Here is a 25,501-nt window from a genome sequence, read left to right as displayed (position 1 = left end):
ATGTCCCTCCTGAGAGAATTTATTTCCTAACGATAGTCTCGTTTCATGAGATATTGACTGCCAACGATTAATAATAAACTAAGAATAATGATTGCCGTGGAAATGGCGCTGCCAAAACCGAAACGATACACATTGAATGTGCTGTTGTACATATAAGAAGCAAGCAGTTCCGTGGAGTGTGCCGGTCCACCGCCCGTCATGACATAGATGAGATCGAACGCCTTCAAGCTTCCGGATATGCATAGCACGACGGCTACTTTGACTGTATCCCATATCATAGGCAGTGTGACTGCAAACAATTTGCGCACCGGACCCACGCCGTCAAGCTGAGCAGCGTCTTCAATCTCAGGTGAAATATTTTGTAGAGCAGCAATAAACATAATCATGTAGGGACCAATATAATTCCAGATGATCGGCACCATGAGCGCGAACATCGATACTTTCGGATCGGAGAGCCAAGATTTCTTCCAGCTTTCAAGCCCGATGCCCTCAAGTAAGAAGTTGAGAATACCGATTTGCGGGTGGTAAATGTATCCCCAGATGATCCCGACAACAACCGAAGAAAGCACCATGGGCATAAATACAGAAGCTCGAATAACACGTTGAAATAGTGTACTGCGCATGAGCAGAAGCGCTAATACCATAGCAATCGGAACCTGACCGAAAACGGAAGCTGCAACGATAAGCATGTTATTTTTAAAAGCTTTCCAGAAGATTGAGTCTTGAATCACTTCTACATAGTTGTCAAATCCGATAAATTTGGTAGCTCCGATACCTTTCCAGTCGAAAAAGCCGTAGTAGGCTGACCAGAAAATCGGTACAATGACAAAAAACAGATAGAGTATTAAGGCCGGAAGCAGCCCTATGGTAATGAATCCTCTGATTCTTGCGGATACGGTCATAACTTCCCTCCTTGCTATCTTTTTTGAAAAAAGGCTCCAGCCGGGCTTTGGCTGGAGTCCTGTGGCCGTACTTTATTTGCCGACGGCTTTAGCTTGCGCGTCTTGAATTTTTTTGGCTATATCCTCAGGCTTGCCACCCATAAGTAGCTCTTGAAGACCATTGTTCACGACATCGGCACTAGCAGAGCTAAGCTTGCCATCGTAAACTGGCGTTTTCTTGACCGTGTTCATCATTTTGTACACTTCTGCAAACAAGGAAGATACTTTGGTTGTATCCAAGTCTACTTTGTAGCTAACGAGTTGGTTGCTTTCCAAGATGGCTTTCTGTGCTTCTGGGCCAGACAAGGTATAGATCAGTTCATAGGCTGCGGCTTTCTGAGCGCCTGTAACTTTCTTACTCATACCAAGTCCTGTTCCTACTACGCCTGAAAGGGAGTTCGGATCACCTTTACCGTTAGGCACGGTGGGCAGAACGGTAACAGCCATGTTAGCTAAAGCTTCTTTGGACGTATTCGACGCTAAGTTCGGTAATGCCCAACCGCCATCGATCATCATGGCTGCTTTACCTTGAGCAAACATTTGTTCCATTTGTGTATTATCAATGCTGTTGAAGCCTTCTTGGAAGGCGCCAGCCTTACCCAGCTGTTGGAGATACGTCAAGGCTTGAACGAATTCTGGATCCGTAAATTTGGCACCATTCTGATCCACTGCTTTCAGGAACCATTCCGTACCTGTTACACGGTCTGCAAGTGAGCTGAGAATGCTGGATTGCGCAACCCAAGCTGCTTTGTTGCCAAGTGCGATTGGTGTAACATTATTCTTTTTGAACGTATCCACCAGCTTCATGAGATCGTCCCATGTCTTAGGCGGCTGTACATTATATTTGTTAAAGATTTCTTTGTTGTAATAAAGGAGCGAAGTAGGAGATAGAGCCATCGGTGCGCTGTAGGTTTTGCCTGAGATCGTGAAATCATCAAATGAGCCTGGCATGAAACCGTTCTTCCATTCCGCTTTGCTATCGAGCAGCTCATTAATCGGCTGAATCAAATCACCACCGACAAATTCCTTGGTCATGACACCTGGCCACATCACGAAAAGATCTGGCATTTCATTAGCGGCAGCTACCGTTTTTAACCGTGGACGGTACCCATCGGGCGGAATTCCCTGTATATCTAACTCGACATTCGGGTGATCCTTCTTGAACTTTTCCATATATTCACGCATCGTTTTGGCGCGGAGATCTTCACCTGTATAGTTGTGCCAAATCGATAATTTTACTTTCTCAGCTGCTTTGGCTGCATCTGTCGATTTGGGAGACGTGGTACCTGCGGCACCCTCTGTTGTTCCACTTGAACCACAACCGGCTAATAAAGCTAATGACAACGTGGCCGCCAGTGTAACGATCAATGACTTTTTCATTTTGTTTGACCTCCTAAAAGTTTTCGTAGATACATAAGTTCAAGCTTCTCTCTGAACTTTAGTATAGAGGACATATTCAGGAGGGGGTACGGGAGAAACTTCGGCGCAGAGGGGGACATTATTCAGTCCTTTTTCCCTTGCCGAAATTCGGATGGCGTTCTTCCGGTATACTTCTTGAACTGCTGCGTAAAGTATTTGATATCTTCATATCCAACTCTTCTAGCAACATCACTGACTTTGGTCTGTGTGCCCTGAAGGATATCCACGGCGCGTTTCATCCGTTCTTGGGTGACGAATTCGATATACGTACAGCCTGTCTCCCGCTTGAACACTTCGCTAAAATGGTTAGGATTCACATGCACGAAACCAGCCACCTGCTGCAGCGAAATCGGCTGATGCAGATTGTCCCGGATATAGGCAATGGACTTGTGAATATACGCGTAGCGATTCTGATCCAAGCCTTGATGAAAACGCGTCATCACGGCAGAAAGCACCTTAAAGACTTCCTCTTCGGGACGCCCTTCCCCCTCATAGGTAGGCAGTGTGCTAAGAGGAACGGTCCCGTCTTGAGAAGAACTGGCCCGTTCAAGCCATCGATGACCGGCTATGATCATCGACTGCAAATAGCCCTGCACCGTAAGCGGCGTCGCTGCGGCATCCTCCATCAGAGCCCTCACCTTCTGGTTCACCCAGTGCCTCAGCTCTGTGGCATTGCCGCTCATCAAGATCGCTGTAAGCTCCGCTTCCTCCTTCTCCGTGCAAACCGTCCGACCTCCGCTGCGCCCCCTGATATCTTCAACGGCAAACAGTCCATGTGCTCCGAGCAGCCCTTGATAAGCAAAAACTTCTTTCGCCGCACGATAAGATTCCCGAAGGCCTTCGCAATTCAGCGTTACGTTTCCAAGCGCTGCGAAAGCCGTGCATTTGAGCGTTTCGGTAACGCGCTTAAGCGCCTTTGCGAGCCCAGCTTGATCGGTCATCCCGGCTTCGTGACGCACTACAAGCAACAGATGGTCCTTTTTCATCAGCGTAACACACGGGAGCAGCTCGAAGAGGATATTCTCTGCGGCTCCTTGCAGAAGCTCTAAGATAGGCGTCTCCCCCCATCCGGACACAGAGATCAGGAGAACTTGCATGGCTGCAGATTCACCTGACTCAGGGTGAACATCCACACCATTCTTGCTAAACCATATTTGCAGCTGCTCTTGAGCTTCCCTATCATCGTTCAAACCGCGATTGAGCACACGTTCCAACAACTGATTACGCAGTGCAGCCTGTTGAAGATTATCTTGTTTGATCGACTCCCATTTATCCATGATGTTCTGCTTCGCTTTCAGCGCAGCTTTAATAATCTCTTCCGGACGACTTGTCTTCAGTAAGTAATCGGTCACACCTTCGCGCAGTGCCTGCTGGGCATAACTGAAATCATCGTAACCCGTAAGGATAACGATCTCCGTATCCGGCAGTATCGCTTTCACCTCTCGTGCAAGCTCGATACCGTCCATACCTGACATACGAATATCGGTCAGCACAATATGCGGCTTCTCTTCAGGAATGCGCTCTAAAGCCTCTTCAGCAGAAGAGGCGGCCGGAAGCAGATCTAGCCCGAGCTCTTTCCAGTCAATTACCGTACAAAGACCTGTTCGTATAATAACCTCATCATCTACAATCAAGATTCTCATGTCGCCAGTTCTCCCATCCCAAGAGGAATTGAAAATGAAATGCTCGTCCCCACACCCAGTGTACTCTCAACAATAAGCCCAGACTCTGCGCCATAATGCAGTAACAATCTCCGGTGGACATTGATGAGTCCGTAACTAGTAACAGCTATCTTTGATTCTTTAGCGACTTCGCTTCGCATACCCAGTTGACGATTGGCCAAAAAGAGCTGATCTTGAATCTCATGAAGCTTCGTCTCCTCCATGCCTATTCCGGTATCTTCAACAACGAATTTCATTTGACTATCCTGCAGTTCTCCGTGCACATAGACGTAACCCTTCGCTTTTTTCTTCTGGATACCATGAATAAGGCTGTTCTCAATCAGCGGCTGTAGAAGCAGCTTCAGCATCGAGGTTTGCACCATCGCGGGATCGATAAAAAATTCAATCTCAAACTGGTCTGGGAACCGAATAGCTTGTATATAGGCATAGTTCTGAGCATGAGAAATTTCCTGCTGAACGGTACAAAACTCCTCGCCCTTATTCAAACTAAATCTTAAAAAATCACTGAGCGCGCCCACCATTTCAGCAATTTGACGATCCTTATTCATCAAGGCAATCCAGTGTATGGAGGAGAGTGTATTATACAGAAAGTGCGGATTAATCTGCGCCTGCAGAGCCATAATATCTGCTTCCTTTTTCATCGCCTCGTTCAGCTGTACTTGATCCTTCAGTCTTCCTATCCTTTCACTCAGCTTATTATAACTGTGTACGAGCAGTCCGACTTCATCGACGCTTTTCACCTCATAGGTAGGAATCGCCTCATCTGGATTCAGATCCTTCAGATACTTGGTCAATTTGGTCAAGGGCTTTGTTACCCATTGCAAGAAGTAAAGCACCATCCCCATAGCAAGCAGCAGGGCAATTACAATCGTAACGGCTGTCACTGTGAGCACGTAACCATTTTGCTTTTGATAAATCTGTGTAGGGATGAAACCGACCAATTTCCAGCCTAGCCGAGGAATCTGACTATACAAAACCGTATGCGGCTGTTCGTCTCTTTTTACGTTTAGCACACCGCTTGTCTCCGCTAGCTCCCCCATTTTCGGAAAAACTTCTCCGACAGTTCGAGCTAACCAACTCGGATCGCCACCCGAAATGATCTGATCATATTGATCTAACAAAAGAACGAACCCGCTGCTTTCCCAGCCTGAACTTGTCAAATAACGCTCGATCTCTGCCTGATCCAACGAAACGGTAAGCGTACCTAACGTCTTGAACGTACTGACATCACGAATGGGTCTAACGAGTGAAACGACCTTCTTCGGTCCGTCCGAAGTTTGGTTTTCATACAGCGGGGACCACCATTTTGAAGCTGGCCTGTAAACGGATTCATATTGCTGTGAAAGAGGATATAATCCTGAATTGGTTATGGTCGTTGTAGAAAGAGCAGGGTTGCCATTTTTCGGTGTAATCGTAATGTTGGAGATGTATTTTTTGGAATACGATAAATTCCATAAGGTGCCCACGATAAGTGAATAGCTGTTGACGTCCCCTTCTTCGTTATTGAGATACGTTTGAATATCCTTTTGCCCGATCAGAAAGACCGACATATTCTCAACGTCTTGAATAACAAAATCAAGCTTATCCGACACTTGCTTCAGTGTGTTCATCCCCGCCTGCTTCGCTTTATCCTCCGTCACCGATGTTGCGATGCTATAGGAAACGATCCCCATTGAAAGCAGCGGTAAGACAACTGCGAATAAAATAAGCAAAGACAGTTTTCGTTTCAGGGATTTGGCAAACCAGCGTCTCATGGGTGATCCCTCCTTCGGTCTTACAATGATCTTTTTTACATAGTACCATGAGCATCGTCAGAAAATCATACTTTTTTTTAGTTCAACAAACTTTTTGTTTGAAATTCAACCTGTTTGTGTTACCATTTTGCTCAGAATAACCTTACAAGGGGAGATCACAGGCATGGAATCAATTCAAGATGAATTTGGGTTTTTGACCGATCTTGTGACAGGACTTGCCGCTCAATTCGGAGACAACTGTGAAGTCGTGCTGCATGACCTGACAGGGCCTTACGACAGCTCCATTGTCGCGATTGCAAATGGTCACATCACAGGGCGTAAAGTCGGAGATCCCGGAACGAATCTGGGTTTGGAGCTGCTGCGGGGTAATCATGTAAACGGCAACAAGTTTAACTACTTAACACAAACCAAAGATGGACGCATTCTGCGCTCCAGTTCGATGTATATGAAAAATAAAGCAGGCACTATCATTGGCTCACTGTGCATTAACTACGATATCACAGAGCTGATGATCGCAGAGAAAACGCTGCAGACGCTTATACGTCCTGGTGAACAAACAGAAGTAAAGGAATCTTTCGTTACGAGTGTGAGCGATCTGCTTGATGCCCTTATTCAAGAGGCACAAGAGCAAGTAGGCAAACCCGTGGCAGTCATGACGAAAGAAGATAAAATGCGCATGATTCAACTTCTCGATGCCAAAGGTGCTTTTCTTATCAAAAAAGGTGGCGAGAAGATTTGCACCTATTTGAATATTTCAAAGTATACCCTTTATAGCCACTTAGAAGAAGGCAAAAGCGCCGTGAAGGAGAGTGTGGAAGGATGATGAAAACGTTGGAGAATTTGGAGACACCTTGCCTGCTTATAGACACAGAACGCATGGATCGAAATATTCAAGCAATGGCTGATGTCATCAACAAACATCATGTGAAGCTGCGTCCGCATGCAAAGACGCATAAGCTCCCTTCAGTCGCGCTCCAGCAGATTGAGGCTGGGGCTGTCGGTATCACGGTAGCGAAAGTGTCCGAAGCAGAGGTTATGGCAGCGGGTGGCGTTACCAATATTTTCATCGCTTACCCGCTTGTGACTGCAAGCAAGATCGAAAGAGCGATTCGCTTAAGCGAGCAAATCGAGCTGATCGTCGGCGTCGATAGCTTGGCAGGCGCCCAGCAATTAGAGCAGTGCGCTAGCCGACTTGGCCAATCTCTGCAAGTCCGGCTAGAAATCGATACGGGCTTTCGCAGAACCGGTGTACTCTACGAGCAGGCCTCCGCGCTCGCCGCAGAGATTGCCCGCATGCCGCATTTGCGGCTGACCGGCATCTATACGTTTCGCGGCTCCCTGCTTGCAGGCAAGCCTACCCTCGACGTGGCTGCAGCCGGTCAAGAAGAAGGCACGCTGATGGTGCAGCTGGCCGAGCGTCTTAGAGCGCAGGGCATCGCTATCACGGACGTTAGCGTCGGATCCACACCGACGGCCGCTTCCGCCGCTGCGGTAGAAGGCGTGACGGAGGTTCGCCCAGGCACCTACGTGTTTTACGATCGGATGCAAGCCCGCTTAGGCCTCTGCGGCATCGAAGATTGCGCTGGCAGCGTGCTCGTCACCGTCGTTAGCCGCCCGTCGGCGGATCTCGCGATCATCGATGGCGGCAGCAAAACATTCGCTACCGATGTGCAGCCGGATACAAACCCGCTTCAGCTGCGCGGCTTCGGCCACATCATGAACCTAGAAGATGCGCTTCTCGTTCGCTTGTCTGAAGAGCATGGCATGGTTGAACTTGGGCCAATCGCCCAAGCAGCCAACATACAGGTAGGCGACAAGCTGCGTATTATTCCTAATCACATTTGCAGCACCGTCAACCTGCACAATCAGGTTATTATGCAGCGCGGTGATGCTTATGAGCGCTTGCCGGTGCTTGCACGAGGTATGTTGGAGTAAGCAATCAGGCAGCATTACTGCCGGATTAAGAGACCGTCGATTCATTCATCCAATCTTGTTCTACATGGAGGAGTCTTAAATCGAAATCCATCGTCATACTTAAGGTTGACGGATGAATGAATGGAAGGATGAATCCCTATTCTCGGTTGAATGATGTTGTAGTAATTGCAACAATTGCTGCCTAAATCCCGCCTGTTTCCCTCGATGTTGCATAATGTACAACAATTGAGCCCCATATAGGTCATTTCGCAACAAAAGGGTTCGAAATGTTGCACAAACTACAACTTCAACATGCCAAAATGCCTTTGGGAGTGGGAATTGTTGCAGAAAATACAACATTGGCAACCAGGATGCTCACTTTCATGTATTAGTCGCTGAATGACTTTATTACCGAAAACTGGCGACCATGGATCCTGAGTAAAGAGGCATAACAAATGAATCGAAAGACTCGATTTAATCATCCAATGACTTGGAGGTCAATACTATGTCCCAAATTGAACAACGTCTACAAGAGCTAGGCATCACACTTCCCCCATCCCCAGAACCACGTTTCACGTATATTCCTTGCAATCAAACTGGGAATCTCATTTATTTATCCGGTCAGGATTGTCGTATTAACGGCGAGCTGATGTATGAAGGTAAACTTGGCCGTGAAGTATCCATCGAGCAAGGACAAGCAGCAGCTCGTCAAACCATTATCAATTGCTTATCTGTTATGAAGGGATATCTGGGAGATTTGGATCGAGTTGTTAAAGTCGTGAAAATGCTTGCTTTCGTCAACAGCGCACCGGGCTTTGGCGATCAACCCTATGTCATCAACGGCGCGTCCGACTTGCTTGTGGAAGTGTTCGGTGAGCAGGGTAAACATGCTCGTTCAGCAATTGGTACAAGCGATCTGCCCTTTCACACACCGGTGGAAATTGAACTTATCGTAGAAGTGCGAGATTAGGCACTAGAATAAAGAAAAACCGTCAGGATCAACCTGACGGTCCAATTAGCCTTACTTATGGTAAGGTTCACCGTAAACACTATAACGGCTAAAAAGGGCATCCTTTTGGATGCCCTTAGCAATTACAAATCCGACAATTTCCCGCCATAATTCCCAATCGCTTCAGCAACAATTTTGTGTACATTACGAAGGAATTGTAAGCTCGCGTCATTCATTTGAGGGATTGTTCCAAGTATCGGCACAACGTCTTGGTAAAAATTATCAATCTCTCTCGCTCTGACTTTGAATGAACCGGTACCCTTCAAGTCATACATATATAAGCCCACTTATCACGATGTTCTGTCCAAAGTGTTGAGTATTCCACTAAATGGATGTAGCGAGATTTATAAGGAAATTACCTAAATGTGATGCCAGCACTCCAATAAATTCAGAAATAGGAGTCAACTGTGCATAATGATCAGCCATTTACGAAAGAAACGGTTTTTACATTTTGCTCAAGGAAGCGGCGACGTCCCGCTGTCCAGCTTCTCCTTTTCGGGATCCGCCATCAGTTCTGAACTCCTCGATTGTCTCGGGTCCGCCTTCTTTTCGCCTTAATTATAGACTACTTAATAACGACGTATTCCAAGTTAACCAGCTTGGCGTAGGTCACGATTTGGTCTGTCGTCAGGTTCAAGGAAACGACGGTATGGTGGCCGCCACCATTCTCTATCCAGGCTTTCACGCCATCCTGGAAGTTCGGCTTCACGCTCCAGAGTACACGAGCCACGGGAAGCTTAGGAGCCGCAACCGTCGGCTCGAATGCGGAAACCTCGTTGATCAGCAATTTATAATGAGTGCCGAAGTCCGCCATGGATACGACGACGCCTTCTCCGGCTTTACCGTCGAATACCAGACGCGCCGGATCTTCACGATCGCCGATTCCGAGTGGGGAAACAATGATTGTCGGTTTGTTGCTTGCCAAGCTCGGATCTACTTCGAGCATATGGGATTGCAGGATCGCTTCCTGACCAGCCGCCATCTCGTAAGTGTAATCCTCCATAAAGCCTGTGTTTTGATTGCGGCTCATCACTTTCAGCAAGCGATCGATCGCAGCCGTCTTCCAGTCGCCCTCGCCGGCAAAGCCGTAGCCTTGCGCCATCAGACGTTGGACGGCAAGACCAGGAAGCTGTTTCATTCCATGCAAATCTTCGAAGTTCGTCGTGAAGGCATTATAACCTTTCTCATCCAAGAAACGTTTGATGGCAATTTCATAGCTCGCTTGGATTCTGACGCTCGCTTCCCAGGCTTCTTTACTGTTCGTGCCGTAATCGAATTCGTAGAGCTCCGCATACTGGCCCATCAGATCATCAATTTCTTGCTCTGTAACGGCATTCACGTATTGTACGAGGTCGCCGATGCCGTAGTAGTCCACGGTCCATCCGAATTGAATTTGGGCCTCGACCTTGTCCCCTTCCGTAACGCCAACGTTGCGCATGTTGTCGCCGAAACGGGCGACTTTGATGTTGAAGCTTTCGTTATAGGCAACCGCTACGTCCATCCAATCCGCAATCTGCTGCTGCACTTCCGGACGTTCCCAGTAGCCTACGACGATTTTATTTTGTTTCTTCAGACGGGCATTAATGAAGCCGTATTCGCGATCGCCGTGAGCGGCTTGGTTCAGGTTCATGAAGTCCATGTCAATCGTTGCCCAAGGAATGCTTTCATTGAACTGGGTTGCCAAGTGAAGCAGAGGCTTCTGCAGCATTTTCGTACCGCGAATCCACATTTTTGCAGGCGAGAACGTATGCATCCATGTGATGACACCCGCCACTTCATCGCGATAGTTGACCTCTTTCATGATGCTTGTAATTTTATCCGCGCTTATTGCCAGGTCCTGCAAGACAAGCGGATAAGGGAGCACACCGCTATTATTCAAGGCATCTGTCATTGTCTGCGCGTGAGCTTTTACTTCAGCCAGCGCTTCTTCCCCGTACAGATGTTGCGAACCTACGACGAACCAAAACTGTTTAGCTGCTGTTATTGACATCTTAATCATCCTCTTTTCTGTATTTAATAATAAGTAAGGCTATTACTTCTGCCCGTAGTAGGCATCTTTCCCATGTTTCCGAAGATAGTGTTTATCCAGAATACCTTGAGGCAGTTCTTTTGCAAAATGATTCAATTGCCGCGCGTACAAATTCATTTTGCAAACTTCCTCCAGCACGACGCTGTTCACGACTGCCGATTTCGCATCTTTCCCCCAAGTGAAAGGCGCATGTCCCTGGAGCAGGACGGCCGGGATTGCCATGACATCCAGCCCGCGCTCCTCGAACGTTTCGATGATGACACGGCCCGTCTCCGCTTCGTACCCCCGGTCAATCTCCTTTTGGTTCAAGAAACGGGCGCAAGGCACGGCGCCATAGAAGGTGTCCGCATGCGTCGTTCCCATGACGGGTACATCCAATCCCGCTTGCGCCCAGATGGTTGCCCAGGTCGAGTGGGTATGCACGATGCCGCCGATTTGCGGATAGTGTTTGTACAACACGGCGTGAGTCGCGGTATCGGAGGAAGGTCTCAGCTCTCCCTCGACCACATTACCGTCGAGATCCACAACAACCATGTCGCTCGGTTTCATCTTTTCATAGCTGACTCCGCTCGGTTTGATCACGAACAGGCCGCTTTCCCGATCGATGGCGCTCGCATTGCCCCAAGTAAATTTTACGAGTCCGTGCTTCGGCAAATCCAGATTCGCTTGATATACCTCTTCTTTCAGTTGTTCTAACAACGTTAGTCCCTCCCGTTCTCTAGCAGATGGTCTACTGCGGCCTGTTCGATGGCCAACCCTGCTTGGTATCGTTTGATGAATGCTTGGAACCCTTTTACATCCGTTGCATCCGGAGCAATCTCCTGTCCTTCGACATTTTTAAAGACCTTTTGCTCGAGGAAGTTATCCAGGCTCTCTTCTTGATCCTTGTTGATCATATATGAAGCCAGAAGCGCCATGCCCCATGCCCCGCCTTCGCCGGCCGTGGACATGACCGAGATCGGTACGTTCAGCGCGCCCGCTAAGATTTTTTGCCCGACGACAGGAGTCTTGAATAGGCCGCCATGAGCCAAAATGCTGTCAATGGCCACTTGTTCGTTTTCGGTCAAAATGTCCATTCCGAGCTTCAATGCTCCGAAAGCAGTGAATAAGTGCGTTCGCATGAAATTAGCCAGATTAAAGTTGCTTTCTGGCGAGCGAACGAACAACGGCCGGCCTTTGTCGATTCCCGTAATATTCTCGCCCGAGAGATAACCGTAGCTAAGCAAACCTCCGCCATCCGAGTCGGCTTCCAATGCCTTATTCAATAGCACGCTGAACAATTTGCTGGAATCTACGCCGTATCCCATGGCTTCGGAGAATTCACGGAACAATCCCATCCAGGCGTTGAGATCGCTGGAGCAGTTGTTGGCATGCACCATGCCGACCGGACTACCGTTCGGCGTCGTGACCATATCGATCTCCGGATAAACCTTGGATAATTCTTTCTCCAATACAATCATCGCAAAAACGGAAGTGCCCACGGAAATGTTACCCGTACGCTTCCTGACGCTATTCGTCGCAACCATGCCTGTGCCGGCATCGCCCTCTGGAGGACATAGCCGAATACCAGGCTGCAGATCCCCGGCCAGGTCCAGAATGCCGGCCCCCATCTCCGTTAGATCACCAGCTTGCTCGCCGGAGAGATATACTTTAGGAAGAAGATCCTCAAGCTTCCACGGATAGCCTTTGGCTGCGATAAGTTCATCGAATTGCTTAACCATCGATGGATGGTAATTACGGCTTGCTTCATCAATAGGGAAGATGCCGGAAGCATCTCCGATGCCGATCGCTTTATTGCCGGTCAGCAGCCAGTGTATATATCCAGCCAGCGTTGTTACGAAATCAATGCGAGGCACATGTTCCTCTTGATTTAATATCGCTTGGTACAAATGAGCGATACTCCAGCGCTCGGGGATATTAAATTGGAACAAGTCCGTTAATTCCCTAGCTGCCGCGCCGGTTGTTGCGTTGCGCCAAGTCCGAAACGGTACCAGCAGCTCACCCGTGCTGTCGAATGCCATATAGCCGTGCATCATAGCGGAAAACCCGATCGAACCCACGGTCCGGAGGGTGACCCCGTAATTCCGTTCCACTTCCTGCTTCATTTCACGATAAGCGGTTTGGAGGCCTTTAATAATATCCTCCTGGCTGTACGTCCAATATCCGTCTTTCAACAGATTTTCCCACTCATAGCTTCCCGATGCGATGGTCTCGAAACGACGATCGATCAACACCGCTTTGATCCGCGTAGATCCGAATTCGATACCTAGCGAAGTTTCACCCTTGGTTATCGCTTCTTTCAAGTCTACATGATTCATAATCACGTATCTCCCCTCTCTGTTCGTGGCTTAAACCCAAACGCGTATAATAGCCTGATTCCGATCGAACCGTTCACTCGATGAGACAAACGAACGATTTCGATCGAAAGAAGGCGCTTTCTCTTACTGATAGCCTTAGTATATTTTCTGTACGTACATTTGTCAATATAATATAATAGTTATACTAACATAAATTGCAGTACCATCCCTATTCGTCTCCTCGTAGCGTCTCCCTTAGGATAAGCATGGAATTTGTACCGTCGAAATCATAAATAAGTATCACTTCATTTGCATTTCATGCAATTTATGTTAGAATGTGTACGTACAACTTTTCGAACAACGATGAAAGAAGTGGATGGCATGAAGCCAAAGTACCAGATCATCATAGATGAGATTAAAAGTAATATCCTCTCGGGAACGTACAAAGCAGGCGAGAAAATCCCTTCGGAATTCGCTTTGCAGGAGGACTACAACGTTAGCCGGCAGACGGTTAGAAAGGCTATTTTGGAGTTATCGAACGAGGGTTTCCTAAGAAGCGAGAAAGGATCCGGCACGTACGTCAGCACCCAATACCGGTCCAAAACGGGTGGGAAAGCCATGAATAAAACGATTGGCGTCATCACGACCTATATCTCGGATTACATCTTTCCCTCCATTATCCGCGGCATTGAAAGGCGATTGAATGAAGATAACTATTCCTTGCTGTTAGCCAGTACAAATAACGATATCTCCCAGGAAAAAAAGGCGTTAGAAATGATGCTGTCCTACGGTGTGGATGGACTGATTATAGAACCTACCAGAAGCAATGTATACAACCCCAATATCGCTTACTACCTGTCTTTTAAGGAGCGTGAGGTTCCGTTCACGATGATCAATGCCTATTATGAAGAGTTGGAGGTTCCTTTCTTCTGTCTGGATGACGTGCAGTCCAGCTATCTAGCAACTCGGGAGCTGATTGCCAAAGGACATACCCAGATCGGCATCATCTCGAAAATGGATGATTTGCAAGGGAAGTATAGAATGAAGGGATTTATCAAGGCTCTTGGGGAAGCCAAATTACGGTTCCAGCAAGAGCATGTGCTTTCTTTCGATACGGCGACGAAGTCGGACCTGTCCGCTAACTTGGAAGTGTATCTGAACGACAATCGGGATGACTTGACTGCGCTTGTGTGTTACAACGACGAGGTAGGCTTGGAAGTCGTACATGTCTGCAGAAAACTGGGTATCTCCATTCCAGACGAGCTATCCATCATTGGCCAGGACAATTCATATATCGCCAAAAACGCGAATATCAAACTAACGACGCTGACCCACCCCCAAGAACAAATGGGACGCGACGCAGCGGACTGGGTCATTAAGAATTTACAAGGCAAAAAAGACTTGCCCACCAACACCTACTACCAGCCCGTATTAATTGAGGGCGAAACCGTAAAAGCGATCGAAGTGGAATAGTCATGGACTGTGTTATTACTTGTGATACGGTTCCCCCCGATTTATCCGCATAGCTCGATAAATCTGCCGCACCAACCGCATCAGCTGGTGCGGCAGCTCGCTCGATAGCTCCAGCAAGCCGCAGATCACAAAGGCCACTGATTGCTCTCCTTCATACACACCTGTTGCTCCTCAGCAGGGCTCATGCTCTCCGGTGCCTTATCGTCCAGCACCTCTATCATTTGCACCTTGGCATACGGCCCAATGCGCTTCACATACTCCACGATCCGGTCCACGAGATAGCGCTCCTTCAATTTCCCTACGGTTAATATCTTGTATACACATAACCGACAATCTCCTCTCATTTGCTCCATTGGATAAAATACAATCAAATCAGGTTCATTCACTTTATTTGCCCGCTTTCATTGGAGTTAATCCAACAGAATGCTCTAAATTCTTATCTGTAAATAAAGGACCTGAGGCGCTGCCTCAGGTCCTTGTTTGTGTTAAAAGCTAGTTACGATTGCATGTTCCGCAAACGGAACGTGGATGCCTTATTTGCGGAAAATACCCCATTTTCACGAGCTAAGAGGAACGAGGATCCGTTATTTCGCCGTTTCACGTCCTAAGAGCCTTATCGGAGTCAGCTATACTCCTCACACGCGGAATCTTCCGATTAATGTCTGCAAATCAGCAGCCATGCTGTTCAGTACTGTCGCCGAGGAGACGATCTCCTCCATGCTTGCGTACTGACCCTCGATGTTGGAAGATACATTTCTTGCTCCCGCAGCGGTCTGTCCGGCGACTTCATCGATCGCGCGAATCACATCCGTTGCTGCGCGTGTCTTCTCGGAAATATCGGCCGAACTTCCCGCCACTTCCTCGATCTGCCTTGCAACTTCGTCCATCGCACCGCGAATACGTTTGAAGGTATCCCGCGCTACGCCGACCACTTCAAGTCCCGTCTGCACCTCTCGGCTCCCAGCCTCGGTGGAACTAACAACCTCTCTTGTTTCATCCTGAATACTGGAAACAAGATGAGCGACTTCTTCCGCAGCTGCTCCCGTCTGCATAGATAACTTGCGGACCTCGTCGGCGACGACCGCAAAGCCTTTACCAGCGGCTCCAGCGCGTGCCGCTTCAATGGAGGCATTGAGCGCAAGCATGTTCGTCTGCCGCGCAATACCTGCAATCATCGAATTCGCATTGACGATTTGTTCAGACCGTTGACCGAGCCTCTGTACGGATTCAGCAAGTTCCATCATCTTCTGATAGATAGCATTCATCTGCGTTATCGCTGTCTCGACAGCCTCATTGCCCTCCCCTGCCTCTTTCTGTGCGAGGAAAGACTGCTGGTTAGCCGACTGCGTGACACTTGCAATCTGAATGACGGCTGCTGACATTTCCTCCATGATGGAGACTCCCAAGTGTACACTACGCACTTGCGCATCCGTACCCATCGAAATGTCCTGGACTGTGTATGTAATACGTTCCGAAGATTCGCTAACTTGTTCAGAATTGCTGCTAAGCGCCTCCGATGCAGCAGCGACGTGCTGGGCACTGCTTCCTACCTGACTAATTAAGCTATGCAGATTGGCTTTCATTTGATTAAAAGCGGTAGCCAAATGTCGTAATTCGTCCCTATTCTTGACGTTAATGTCACCAACCGTTAAATCGCATGCTGCAATTCGTTCAGCCGCTTGTACCATAGAACGTATGGGATTGACAATCATGCGAGATAGCAAGAGGCCGATGGCCAAGGCGAAAAGAAAAGCTGCGACACTGACCCAGATCAACGTTTGAACGGTCGATACTACCACATCATGATTGCGTGCAGAAGCTTCCTCCTGGACTTTCCTTTCCAGCTCTTCAATCTTCGCGGCAGCCTGCGTCAATGTTTCCGTTGTCGGAATAGCCCACTGCATCGCTTCAGCTTTGGCTAAAGCCACATTCCCTTTGTCTGCGTATTCCGTCACTTTCTTCACTAGACGAGCAAATGTCATGTTCGAGTCTACCATGGATTGGATAGCACTTTGCTCATCCTCGTTCTTCGAAACCTCTCCCATCTGAGTAATGATCGAAGAAAGTGTTCCATTCATTTCCGTCAAAAGCTTCTCTTTGTCCTTCGTAGGGTCTAAAACGTATCCGAACAGCATGCTGTTCTGTATTTGCGTTTTCTCTTTGATCTCAGAGACATTTCGAAGAATAGTGACATTATCATTCAAGAGCTTGGAATAAGAACTATCCACTTTATTCAAGTATGTATACGACATGCCGCTGGTTACTGCAACGAGTAAAGATACAATAACAAATGTGCCTACAATTTTAATTCTCAAAGAAACCGAAAATAGTCGCTTTCTCCAGCTAGCCGAATTACGATTTGCCATGACTATGCCCTCCTACAGACGTCAGTAATCGCTTTCATTTTATACAGGATAACAGGCTGTCGTTAAATCGCGACAGCCTGTTTCACATTATTACCTATAACCAAATGAGATGGAGCGTTCTTGGTGTTTAACTATAATTATATGGAATTCATGTATTTGCGCATATCGAAGGCAACAGCCGCGACGATAATTACACCTTTAATAATCAACTGCCAGTAAGGACTAATTCCGATAAACGTCAAACCATAGTTGATAACGCTGAAAATTAAAACCCCTGCAAGAACACCAGGTACAGTTCCGATACCACCGGAAGTGGATACACCACCGACGACGCAAGCTGCGATTGCATCAAGCTCGTACATATTCCCGTAGTTATTCGTTGCGCCACCCGTTCTTGCTGCTTCCAGCACCCCTGCCAGACCATACAAAGCGCCAGCAATCGCATAGATGTAGATGAGGTAACGGTTTACGTTAATACCTGAAACGACCGCTGCGTGAATGTTCCCGCCGATGGCGTACATATATTTCCCCAGCTTCGTTTTGTTGAACACAATCCAAACGATGATAGATACAACAATGGCAATAATGACAATGTAAGGAATGGAATAAGTTGAACCGGTTCCGATCGCGCCTGTTCCCAGCTGACTGAAATCTGATCTTAATCCGCCAATCGGCTGTGACTGATTCGGTTTCATATCAAAGTATAAGGAGTTAGCTCCGTATACGGCTACCATCGTACCCAAAGTTGCGATGAACGGTGGAACCTTGAATTTTGCAACAATGATCCCATTGATCAAACCTACTAATAGACCGGCTGCAATCGCAATAAGAATCGGCACGATCAATGGCAGTTCCGGCAAATTCGGGAAAAATCTTCGACCATACTCCTGCGTTTGCAGCATGGAAGCGGAGATAACGGCGGTCAAGCCGACGATACGTCCTGTCGAAAGGTCGGTTCCCCCTGTGATCAAGATGAATGCCGCACCCAAGGCGATAATGACGCGTGTGGATGACTGCAGTAAAATATCTCGAAGGATATTTACGGATAAAAAGCGTGGATCATATATCGCGATACCGATAACTAACACGACTAGCACGATGTAGATTGCGTATTTGGTGACGAACCCACTAATGTCTCTGGATTTCAATGTTTCTGTCTTCGTACTCATGGTTCTTGGCCCCCTCCATTATGCCATATGCTGTGCAGCAAGGCGCATGATCTCTTCTTCCGTTGCTTTATTTCCTTCTACAATGCCTGTAAGGCGTCCTTCACACATGACCATGATTCGGTCTGACATCCCTAACAGTTCGGGCATTTCAGAAGAGATCATGATAATACTTTTCCCCTGCTTCGCAAGGTCAGCGATGATGGAGTAAATTTCGAATTTAGCACCTACGTCAATTCCCCGTGTCGGTTCATCAAGCAGAAGCACGTCCGGTTCTGTGAGCAGCCATCTGGCAAGCAGCACCTTTTGTTGGTTACCACCTGACAGGTTCTTGATCAACGCGTGCATATTCGGTGTCTTCACCCGAAGCATATCGATACTTCGTTCGACTTCTACTTTACGTTTAGCTTCGTTAATAAAGCCCAGTGGATTCATATACCTGCCCAAATTCGCAATCACGGTGTTTTCAAGAACAGATAGTACGGGGAAAATACCCGTTACACGACGCTCTTCCGTGAGCAAAGCGATTTTCTGCTTAATAGCATCGATCGGCGACTTGAGCTTCACTTGCTTGCCATGCATGGAAATGCTGCCGGAAGCAACACCTCTCATCCCGAACAAAGCTTCAATCAACTCCGTCCGCTGAGCACCAACAAGACCGCCGACTCCAAGAATCTCTCCCTTACGAAGATCAAAGGATACGTTCTTAAATGATCTTGGAATGATAGAAGTCAGTCCTTCGACTTTCATTAATACACCGTTCGGCACATTGCTGCGCTCAGGGAAACGCTCCTTCAGATCTCGTCCGACCATCTTCGAAATAATCATGTCGGTCGTTAACTCCGACGAAGCCCACGTACCGATCTTGGTACCGTCTCGCATAATCGTCACTTCATCAGAAATTTCAAGAATTTCTTCCATTTTATGTGAAATATAGATGATCGAAACGCCACGACTTCTCAGGTCGCGAATGATGCGAAACAGCTGCTCAACTTCGTTACCCGTTAGTGAAGAAGTCGGCTCATCCATAACAATGACTTTCGAATTGAATGACACAGCCTTGGCAATTTCAATGGACTGCACCTTAGAAACAGATAATGTTCCTACCAGTGTGTCCGGATTAATATCCATCTGGAGCTGTTTGAATAAGCTCTCTGTATCTCTGCGCATCTTCTTATGATCCACTAATTTCAAAGGTCCGATCCCTTTTAGCGGAAATCTGCCAAGCCAAATATTCTCCATTACGTTACGATGAGGAACCGGATGAAGCTCCTGATGGATCATGGAAATGCCGCTTGATAAAGCATCTTTCGAACTTTGAATGGAAACAACTTCGCCATTCAATTTGATTTCTCCACCATCCGGCTTATAAATACCGAACAAGCATTTCATCAGCGTCGATTTGCCCGCACCGTTCTCTCCCATCAGCGCATGCACGCTTCCCGGGCGAACTTTGAGGGTAACGTTATCCAGCGCTTTGACGCCGGGGAATTCTTTGGAGATTTGATTCATTTCCAATAAATAGTCATGTTCAGTCATGGTAACTCCCCCTACAGCTCACGATAATCCCCACAAAGTGAAGCCTTTCTTCGTTGTCTCTTTACCTTTGCATGGGTTCCCAAATAAGGAAGGCAAGAGCGCCCGCGTATGATACATCGCTGCTCTTGCCCGCTTCTATTCGGATTACTTCGCTTCGTTCATGTTAGCTTTTGTAATCTTTTTGTAGGAAATCCATACATATTTGCCGTCAGTTACATCGTAGCCTGTTGTTTCTTTGCTTGGTGTTTTACCGTTAGCAAGTGCTGCTGCTACATTCGTTGTTGCTGCACCTTGGTTTTTCGCATCGTTCAGAACCGTTCCGAGCAATGTGCCATCACTAAGCGCTTGAAGAGCAGGAGCTGTAGCATCTACGCCTACAACCGGTAGGAATTTGTTGTCTTTGAAATAGCCTTTTGCTTTCAAAGCTTCGATAGCGCCAAGTGCCATATCATCGTTGTTCGCAAGAACAGCTTCGATTTTATTTTCGCTGGAAGCTAAGAATGCTGCCATTTTTTCTTGACCTTTAACGCGGTCCCACATAGCTGTATCTTCCGCTACTTTTTCTACACCAAGACCAGCATCAGTGATCGCTTGGATGGAGAACTTCGTGCGAAGCTCAGCATCTTGATGTCCTGGCTCGCCTTTCAGCATAACGTATTGGATTTTACCGTCTTTGTTTTTATCCGCTTCTGGGTGAGCTTTGAAGTAGTCAACCAGCAGTTGGCCTTCCATAGTACCGGATTGCTCAGCTTTAGCGCCTACGTAGTAAACTTTATCCCATTTCTTCATATCATCAGCAAGTGGCTCACGGTTCAAGAAAACAACTGGAACGTTTGCAGCTTTTGCTTTGTCGATGATAACGCCTGCCGCTGTACGGTCAACTGCGTTAATCGCTAGAGCGTTTACTTTTTTCGTGATGAAAAGATCGACTTTATCATTTTGAGTCGGTTGTGAGTTCTGGCTGTCTACGATATCAACTGTTGCTTTATCTTTAGCAGCATCAGCGATCGCGGCACGAACACCAGACATGAATGTATCGTCAAATTTGTAGATGGCTACACCAATTGTAGGTTTTTTAGCTGTGTCTGCAGCTTTTGGAGTTGCTGCTGCGCCGGCAGTTGCTGCTGGAGCAGGTGTTGGTGTTTCAGTTTTATTACCACAGCCTGCTACGGTTGCAACCAAAGCGCCTGCTACTGCAAGTGTAATCAATTTTTTCAAGGTAAGACCCTCCCTAAAAGGTGTGTTGTTTATTATTTACATTCCCTACTATACTGGATCAAAACATCAAAACAAATGCAATATCCTCATATGTTCTATCAAAATTCTCATCACTTTATAAAAGGGAACAGCAGCTTCTGATTATCCGACCAGAACATATTACCCAGATCAATGGCTTTAATCCCTGTATCCACGCGGCTGGGCACCTTCTTCCCTTTCGAAGCTTCAGCCGCGTTCTTTACACCCAAATACCCGATACTGAATGGATTCTGAATGATCGTCGCTTGGATGACACCCTCTTGCAGCATCTCCAGCTCTTCAGATGTACTATCAAATGTGATGATTTTCACTTTGTCCTGAAGGTTCATACTCTGAATCGCATGCGCAACGCCAATGGAGGAGATTTCATTCAAAGCAACAATCCCGTCTAATTGGGGATGCTTCCCCATCATATTACGGGTTAGCTGCGCAGCAAGCTCGTAGTCAGTCATACTGTAAACCTTTTCAATCACCTTAATATCCGGATATTTAGTTAATTCTTCCAAAAGACCTTCTTCTCGAAGCTCTGTATTGCGCTCTCCTTGCATAAAGCTAACAATAGCAATATCACCGCTTGTCCCAGCCAACTTGATGAGTTGTTTGCCAGCCAACTGTCCAGCCTCATAATTATTAGCCCCGATAAAGCTCTTGGCTTTACGTGTCTCCACTTCAGAGTCAATCGTGATGACAGGAATTCCGCGTATGGACGCATCGTCCACAACCCCGGACAATTGCTTATAACTGTTAGGAGCCAACACAATGGCGTCCGGTCCGCTGCTGATCGATTGCTCCATTAAAGCGATTTGCCCCTTCACGTCCGCTTCATCGCCTGGTGCACGGAAATCCAGCGCAACATCAAACTCCTTCGCGGCCACCTCGGCGCCGATCTTCACCGTCTTCCAGTAATCACCGTTTTGACTTCGGAGTACAACCTCCAAATGTTTCTTCTGCTCGGTTGGTGTGGTCTCCTCCGTTTGTTTGGAACAGGAAGACAAGGAGATGACGGCTACCAGAACGGCAAATAGAAGGGGTCTTACTCTCATTGTTTTATCCATGGCTTCTCCTTCCTATTCATCTTCAAGAACTTTATATAGGGATCTTTAATCATAGATTAAAATCACTCTCTGCAGGAATCCAAATCTTGACGGTAGTTCCTTCTTCCAGCTCACTTTCAACCTTGACCCCATACTCCGAACCGAAATATAACTGGATGCGCTCATGCACATTTCGCAGCCCTACCCCAGACCCTTTTTCACTTTTCACCTGACCGGTCAGGATGCTTTTGAGTGTTTCTTCCGACATACCGACACCGTTATCCCGAATCTCGAATAGGATCTTCTCATTGTCTTTGCCGACTGATATGTGAATGAGGCCTTCGTCCACCATATATTCAATGCCATGATAGAGCGCGTTTTCCACAAAAGGTTGTAAAATCAGCTTCAGCGTCTTGTAGGGCAGCACCTCATCATCCACCTGAATCTTGTAATCGAACTTATCCTTATACCGCATCTTTTGGATAATCAAATAATTCCGAATGTGCTCGATCTCTTCCCCGATTGTAATGATATTTTTACCCTTGCTCAGCGATATCCTGAAAAACTTGGACAAGGACGTGATGGTTTTGACGACGTCTTCATTCTTCCCATTACCCACCATACGAACAACGGAATTGAGTGTATTGTACAAAAAATGCGGATTAATCTGAGACTGCAGTACCTCCAGCTCGTTCTTACGCTTCGTCTCCTGCTCATGGATGCTTTGATCCATCAGTTCACGAACCCGTGAGACCATCAGATTAAATCTTCGCGAGAGCTGCTCCACTTCATCAGCGCCCCGAACATGAATATAGGTGTCAAAATGGCCCTTTTCGACCATTTCCATCGACTTCTTTAGTCGCTTAATAGGCTGCGAAATACGCGCAGACATGAAGGACGAGATCAACAAAATGAAAACAAGGACAATGACGAGAAGCCAAATCATGAACGTACTAATTTCCTTGCGTGTAGTAACCATTTCATCCATGTAGGAGACGCCAATAATTTTCCAACCGATGTTACTAACCGTCCTGACTACATTAAGCCGCGACTCGCCATCGCTGATATCCATGTATTTTCCATATGAGAATTTGAGCGCTTGCTCCACATTTTCATACTTCAAACCAATATAAATAAGCTGCTGCTGCGGGTGATAGACAATGTTACCGGCAGAGTCATCGATGATGTAAACGTAGCCCTTTTTACCAAGAGAAACCGTACGAAACACATCGTCCAGTGTCTTGAAATTAATATCCACAAGGAGTACGGCATCCACCCATTTCCCATTCTGCTCAATGGAAACCCCTTTACTCATGGAAACGACCCATTTGTACGGGTCCTTGAACAGGTTCTGGATATGCGGCAGGGAAAAAGTGAGATGGTTCGGATTATCCAGCGCAGACTTAAACCACGACTGCTCCAGAAGTCGTGTATTTTTACGCATCTCGGTCGTGGGAATGCCGGTCACTAGTCCACCATCCGCTGTAAAAAGATGAATAGATACGATATCCTCGCGCGTGCTTGCGATCGTTTCCAGCTGCTCGAGAAGCTTGTCCGTAGGAATGCCACGGCTTTTGGCAATTTTCGCATCAACCACCTCAAAGGTGTCCGCCATGCCTTTAATATAGTGTTCCAAGTTAAACTGTACCTGCTCGATCACCTGCTGCGTATTCAGAAAAGCACTCTCTTCCGCGGTTCTAGAAAATTTATTATAAAGCACCAACGAGACGATCAACATGACGATCACAGTAATCAAAATAAAAGACATCGTAATCGTAAATTGAATGCTTTTCACCCTCATTGTGTCCAGCATTACGTTATACAAGGTCTCGAATAGCTTTCTCATTTTACGTTTCAAGCTTTACCACCCGCTCCTTTAACACTAAAGCCCTTTGGAACTGTTATTCCGATACTCTTTGGGGGATACACCGACATTTTTACGGAACGAAAAGCTGAAGTAATTGGCATCGGCATAGCCAACCTTCTCTGCGATCGTAAGTAGCTTCATATCCGTAGAACGCAAGAGCTCCTTGGCTGCTTCCATACGAATATGGTTCAAATAGTTCACGAAGGTCATTTTCGTCTCTTTCTTGAAAATACTGCTGAAATATCCCGCGCTAATATGCAGGTGGCCGCACACTTTATTAATTGTAATATCACCTTCGTGATAGTGGCTCTTCGTATAATCCTTAGCCATTTCGACCAGGTTTTTGTACGTATATTGACGACCCGTCGCGATATGATTCATCATGCTGGCACATAATTCGGCAAGCCAATGCTTGGCTTCTTCCAAGGATGTGAATTTATTAATCTCTGTAAATGGAATAAAATGCTCGCCAAATACCTCATCGACATTAAGGTTCGAGTCCTTGGCTGCTTTCAGGATACAAGTTAATATTTCGAGTAAATAAATTTGGTAGTCCTTAACGGAAACACCGCCCTCTATCCCTTGAAAAAGCTCATCCATCGTCTCTCGAATCTCCTGACTCGTCCCGACCTTAATGCAGCGCGTCAAGGCATGCTCCTTCACATCGTCAAAACGAATCTTCTCCACGTTTCGCTTCTCCACATCATCGATGTAGATCATGCGGTTGTTGCCTAAGATAAGCCGGTAATCAAGCGCCAACACGGCATCTTCATAAGAATAGCTGATCTTAGTTACATCTTTCATAACGGTTCCAATTCCAACGGTAAGTGTAAACTTCAAATATTTCTCTACGTTCTGCCGTACTTCTTCCAGCACCTTCATCGTTTCTTGAAGCGCAGCTTCTTTGTCCATGCTCTCCCTCGCGGCTAGTACAACCACTTGATCGTTATGCATGAAAACAAGGCCAAGATGTCGTTTATCGGCAATCTCCTCGGTAATATTCAGCAGGGCAAAATATTTCAACGCCTGATCCTCCGAATATTTCAAAGAAACGGACTTCGCCAGCTCACTGCGATTCTCCAAATCCTCTTCATGAATGAGCACCCCATCGATGCTCAACACCGCTACAACATAACTATTCCCACTGAGCTCAATACCGTAGTTCGCCGCCTTCTCGTATACTTCATCGCGCGGGAGTTTCCGATTCATCAGGGTCGCCAGGAAATTTTCCTTAAGCACAGGCATGCTCTTGCGGTAATGCTCCTTCAGCAGCTGTACATTTTCCCGATGGGACACTTCCTCCTGAATCTGCTCCTTCACCTTTAGCAAAGCATTGATCAGCTCTTGCGCGGAAAAAGGCTTCAGCACATATTCATCAATATGAAGCTTAATCGCCTTTTGGGCATACTCGAACTCATCATGCCCCGTGAGGATGATGAGCTTAATCGTCGGAAAGCGCTCACGGACCGCTTCTGCCAACTGAAGCCCATTCATGAACGGCATCTGAATATCCGTCACAACCACGTCCGGCTGCAGTCGCTCGACCATTTCCAGCGCTTCCCTACCGTTCTCCGCCTTCTCTATCACTTCAAAGTCAATGGCTTCCCAATTTATCTCACGGACGACACCTTCTCGCACGTCCTCTTCGTCATCCACTAATAGCAGCTTGTACATGTCCGTCCTCCTAAAGCTTTCCGTTCGAAAAGCTTACATCGTAAGCGTATTCTTAATAAACATCATTGTACTAACTGCCT

19 protein-coding genes and 1 pseudogene are annotated in these 25,501 nt (G+C 47.0%); 4 read left to right on the top strand and 16 right to left on the bottom strand.

All coding sequences use genetic code 11. From position 1 onward, the window contains the following. Positions 1 to 26: 26 nt before the first annotated feature. The 4 genes from QFZ78_RS27385 to QFZ78_RS27370 form a co-directional block, all read right to left on the bottom strand. Positions 27 to 902, bottom strand: a complete 876-nt coding sequence (locus QFZ78_RS27385; RefSeq protein WP_307552216.1) for a carbohydrate ABC transporter permease — start codon at positions 900 to 902, stop codon at positions 27 to 29. A 72-nt stretch (positions 903 to 974) separates the two neighbouring features. Next, entirely contained in the window at positions 975 to 2,321 is a 1,347-nt protein-coding gene (locus tag QFZ78_RS27380; protein WP_307552215.1) for an extracellular solute-binding protein, read from the bottom strand. Positions 2,322 to 2,443: 122 nt separating this feature from the next. Beyond that, positions 2,444 to 4,003, bottom strand: coding sequence for a response regulator transcription factor (locus QFZ78_RS27375; protein ID WP_307552213.1), 1,560 nt, complete (start codon positions 4,001 to 4,003; stop codon positions 2,444 to 2,446). After that, on the bottom strand, positions 4,000 to 5,796 hold the full coding sequence (locus QFZ78_RS27370) for a sensor histidine kinase (protein ID WP_307552211.1): 1,797 nt from the start codon (positions 5,794 to 5,796) through the stop codon (positions 4,000 to 4,002). The genes QFZ78_RS27375 and QFZ78_RS27370 overlap by 4 nt, the downstream gene beginning before the upstream one ends. 163 nt (positions 5,797 to 5,959) lie before the next feature. On the opposite strand from QFZ78_RS27370, the gene QFZ78_RS27365 reads away from it, so the two are divergent. The 3 genes from QFZ78_RS27365 (at position 5,960) to QFZ78_RS27355 (ending at position 8,680) form a co-directional block, all read left to right on the top strand. After that, positions 5,960 to 6,619 (top strand): helix-turn-helix transcriptional regulator, encoded by a 660-nt coding sequence (locus QFZ78_RS27365; RefSeq protein ID WP_307552209.1) that lies wholly within the window; start codon positions 5,960 to 5,962, stop codon positions 6,617 to 6,619. Next, complete coding sequence (locus tag QFZ78_RS27360; RefSeq protein WP_307555925.1) at positions 6,619 to 7,731, top strand: alanine racemase; 1,113 nt, start codon at positions 6,619 to 6,621, stop codon at positions 7,729 to 7,731. The genes QFZ78_RS27365 and QFZ78_RS27360 overlap by 1 nt, the downstream gene beginning before the upstream one ends. Before the next feature lie 484 nt (positions 7,732 to 8,215). Beyond that, positions 8,216 to 8,680, top strand: a complete 465-nt coding sequence (locus QFZ78_RS27355) for a RidA family protein (RefSeq protein WP_307552207.1) — start codon at positions 8,216 to 8,218, stop codon at positions 8,678 to 8,680. Positions 8,681 to 8,802: 122 nt separating this feature from the next. On the opposite strand, the gene QFZ78_RS27350 is transcribed toward QFZ78_RS27355, so the two are convergent. The 4 genes from QFZ78_RS27350 to QFZ78_RS27335 form a co-directional block, all read right to left on the bottom strand. Continuing rightward, positions 8,803 to 8,994, bottom strand: a complete 192-nt coding sequence (locus tag QFZ78_RS27350) for a hypothetical protein (protein WP_307552205.1) — start codon at positions 8,992 to 8,994, stop codon at positions 8,803 to 8,805. A 290-nt stretch (positions 8,995 to 9,284) separates the two neighbouring features. Beyond that, complete coding sequence (araA, locus tag QFZ78_RS27345) at positions 9,285 to 10,709, bottom strand: L-arabinose isomerase (protein WP_307552203.1); 1,425 nt, start codon at positions 10,707 to 10,709, stop codon at positions 9,285 to 9,287. Positions 10,710 to 10,751: 42 nt separating this feature from the next. Then, the gene (locus QFZ78_RS27340) at positions 10,752 to 11,447 is read right to left on the bottom strand and encodes an L-ribulose-5-phosphate 4-epimerase (protein ID WP_307552201.1); all 696 of its coding nucleotides are present in this window, start codon (positions 11,445 to 11,447) and stop codon (positions 10,752 to 10,754) included. Between the two features lie 2 nt (positions 11,448 to 11,449). Beyond that, the gene (locus tag QFZ78_RS27335) at positions 11,450 to 13,066 is read right to left on the bottom strand and encodes a xylulokinase (protein ID WP_307552199.1); all 1,617 of its coding nucleotides are present in this window, start codon (positions 13,064 to 13,066) and stop codon (positions 11,450 to 11,452) included. A gap of 360 nt (positions 13,067 to 13,426) precedes the next feature. Between QFZ78_RS27335 and QFZ78_RS27330 the strand changes: the two genes are divergently transcribed. After that, positions 13,427 to 14,518, top strand: a complete 1,092-nt coding sequence (locus QFZ78_RS27330) for a GntR family transcriptional regulator (RefSeq protein ID WP_307552198.1) — start codon at positions 13,427 to 13,429, stop codon at positions 14,516 to 14,518. 15 nt (positions 14,519 to 14,533) lie between these two features. On the opposite strand, the pseudogene QFZ78_RS27325 reads toward QFZ78_RS27330, so the two are convergent. From QFZ78_RS27325 to QFZ78_RS27290, 8 genes and pseudogenes are all read right to left on the bottom strand, one after another. Then, a pseudogene (locus QFZ78_RS27325) lies at positions 14,534 to 14,862 on the bottom strand (23S rRNA (pseudouridine(1915)-N(3))-methyltransferase RlmH). A gap of 291 nt (positions 14,863 to 15,153) precedes the next feature. Next, a complete protein-coding gene (locus tag QFZ78_RS27320; RefSeq protein WP_307552196.1) occupies positions 15,154 to 16,884 on the bottom strand; it encodes a methyl-accepting chemotaxis protein in 1,731 nt (576 codons plus the stop codon). 137 nt (positions 16,885 to 17,021) lie between these two features. Further along, positions 17,022 to 18,053, bottom strand: a complete 1,032-nt coding sequence (gene mglC, locus QFZ78_RS27315) for a galactose/methyl galactoside ABC transporter permease MglC (protein ID WP_307552194.1) — start codon at positions 18,051 to 18,053, stop codon at positions 17,022 to 17,024. A gap of 18 nt (positions 18,054 to 18,071) precedes the next feature. Then, complete coding sequence (locus tag QFZ78_RS27310; RefSeq protein WP_307552192.1) at positions 18,072 to 19,589, bottom strand: sugar ABC transporter ATP-binding protein; 1,518 nt, start codon at positions 19,587 to 19,589, stop codon at positions 18,072 to 18,074. Positions 19,590 to 19,733: 144 nt separating this feature from the next. Beyond that, positions 19,734 to 20,807 (bottom strand): galactose ABC transporter substrate-binding protein, encoded by a 1,074-nt coding sequence (locus QFZ78_RS27305; RefSeq protein WP_307552190.1) that lies wholly within the window; start codon positions 20,805 to 20,807, stop codon positions 19,734 to 19,736. 110 nt (positions 20,808 to 20,917) lie between these two features. After that, positions 20,918 to 21,901: a substrate-binding domain-containing protein gene (locus tag QFZ78_RS27300; protein ID WP_307552188.1), complete on the bottom strand. Its 984-nt coding sequence runs from the start codon at positions 21,899 to 21,901 to the stop codon at positions 20,918 to 20,920. Between the two features lie 49 nt (positions 21,902 to 21,950). Further along, entirely contained in the window at positions 21,951 to 23,693 is a 1,743-nt protein-coding gene (locus QFZ78_RS27295; RefSeq protein WP_373461144.1) for a cache domain-containing sensor histidine kinase, read from the bottom strand. Positions 23,694 to 23,762: 69 nt separating this feature from the next. Next, entirely contained in the window at positions 23,763 to 25,421 is a 1,659-nt protein-coding gene (locus QFZ78_RS27290; RefSeq protein WP_307552187.1) for a response regulator, read from the bottom strand. Positions 25,422 to 25,501 lie beyond the last annotated feature (80 nt).

This window comes from Paenibacillus sp. V4I5, from assembly GCF_030817255.1.
In the GTDB taxonomy this organism is placed as follows: domain Bacteria; phylum Bacillota; class Bacilli; order Paenibacillales; family NBRC-103111; genus Paenibacillus_E.
This window is presented reverse-complemented; position numbering and strand designations above follow the sequence as displayed.

What these genes read in the sequence shown, in the direction of transcription:
- QFZ78_RS27385 (WP_307552216.1), bottom strand. Translation starts at nt 902, where the DNA reads ATGACCGTATCCGCAAGAATCAGAGGATTCATTACCATAGGGCTGCTT.
- QFZ78_RS27380 (WP_307552215.1), bottom strand. Translation starts at nt 2,321, where the DNA reads ATGAAAAAGTCATTGATCGTTACACTGGCGGCCACGTTGTCATTAGCT.
- QFZ78_RS27375 (WP_307552213.1), bottom strand. Translation starts at nt 4,003, where the DNA reads ATGAGAATCTTGATTGTAGATGATGAGGTTATTATACGAACAGGTCTT.
- QFZ78_RS27370 (WP_307552211.1), bottom strand. Translation starts at nt 5,796, where the DNA reads ATGAGACGCTGGTTTGCCAAATCCCTGAAACGAAAACTGTCTTTGCTT.
- QFZ78_RS27365 (WP_307552209.1), top strand. Translation starts at nt 5,960, where the DNA reads ATGGAATCAATTCAAGATGAATTTGGGTTTTTGACCGATCTTGTGACA.
- QFZ78_RS27360 (WP_307555925.1), top strand. Translation starts at nt 6,619, where the DNA reads ATGAAAACGTTGGAGAATTTGGAGACACCTTGCCTGCTTATAGACACA.
- QFZ78_RS27355 (WP_307552207.1), top strand. Translation starts at nt 8,216, where the DNA reads ATGTCCCAAATTGAACAACGTCTACAAGAGCTAGGCATCACACTTCCC.
- QFZ78_RS27350 (WP_307552205.1), bottom strand. Translation starts at nt 8,994, where the DNA reads ATGTATGACTTGAAGGGTACCGGTTCATTCAAAGTCAGAGCGAGAGAG.
- araA (WP_307552203.1), bottom strand. Translation starts at nt 10,709, where the DNA reads ATGTCAATAACAGCAGCTAAACAGTTTTGGTTCGTCGTAGGTTCGCAA.
- QFZ78_RS27335 (WP_307552199.1), bottom strand. Translation starts at nt 13,066, where the DNA reads ATGAATCATGTAGACTTGAAAGAAGCGATAACCAAGGGTGAAACTTCG.
- QFZ78_RS27330 (WP_307552198.1), top strand. Translation starts at nt 13,427, where the DNA reads ATGAAGCCAAAGTACCAGATCATCATAGATGAGATTAAAAGTAATATC.
- QFZ78_RS27320 (WP_307552196.1), bottom strand. Translation starts at nt 16,884, where the DNA reads ATGGCAAATCGTAATTCGGCTAGCTGGAGAAAGCGACTATTTTCGGTT.
- mglC (WP_307552194.1), bottom strand. Translation starts at nt 18,053, where the DNA reads ATGAGTACGAAGACAGAAACATTGAAATCCAGAGACATTAGTGGGTTC.
- QFZ78_RS27310 (WP_307552192.1), bottom strand. Translation starts at nt 19,589, where the DNA reads ATGACTGAACATGACTATTTATTGGAAATGAATCAAATCTCCAAAGAA.
- QFZ78_RS27300 (WP_307552188.1), bottom strand. Translation starts at nt 21,901, where the DNA reads ATGGATAAAACAATGAGAGTAAGACCCCTTCTATTTGCCGTTCTGGTA.
- QFZ78_RS27295 (WP_373461144.1), bottom strand. Translation starts at nt 23,693, where the DNA reads ATGCTGGACACAATGAGGGTGAAAAGCATTCAATTTACGATTACGATG.
- QFZ78_RS27290 (WP_307552187.1), bottom strand. Translation starts at nt 25,421, where the DNA reads ATGTACAAGCTGCTATTAGTGGATGACGAAGAGGACGTGCGAGAAGGT.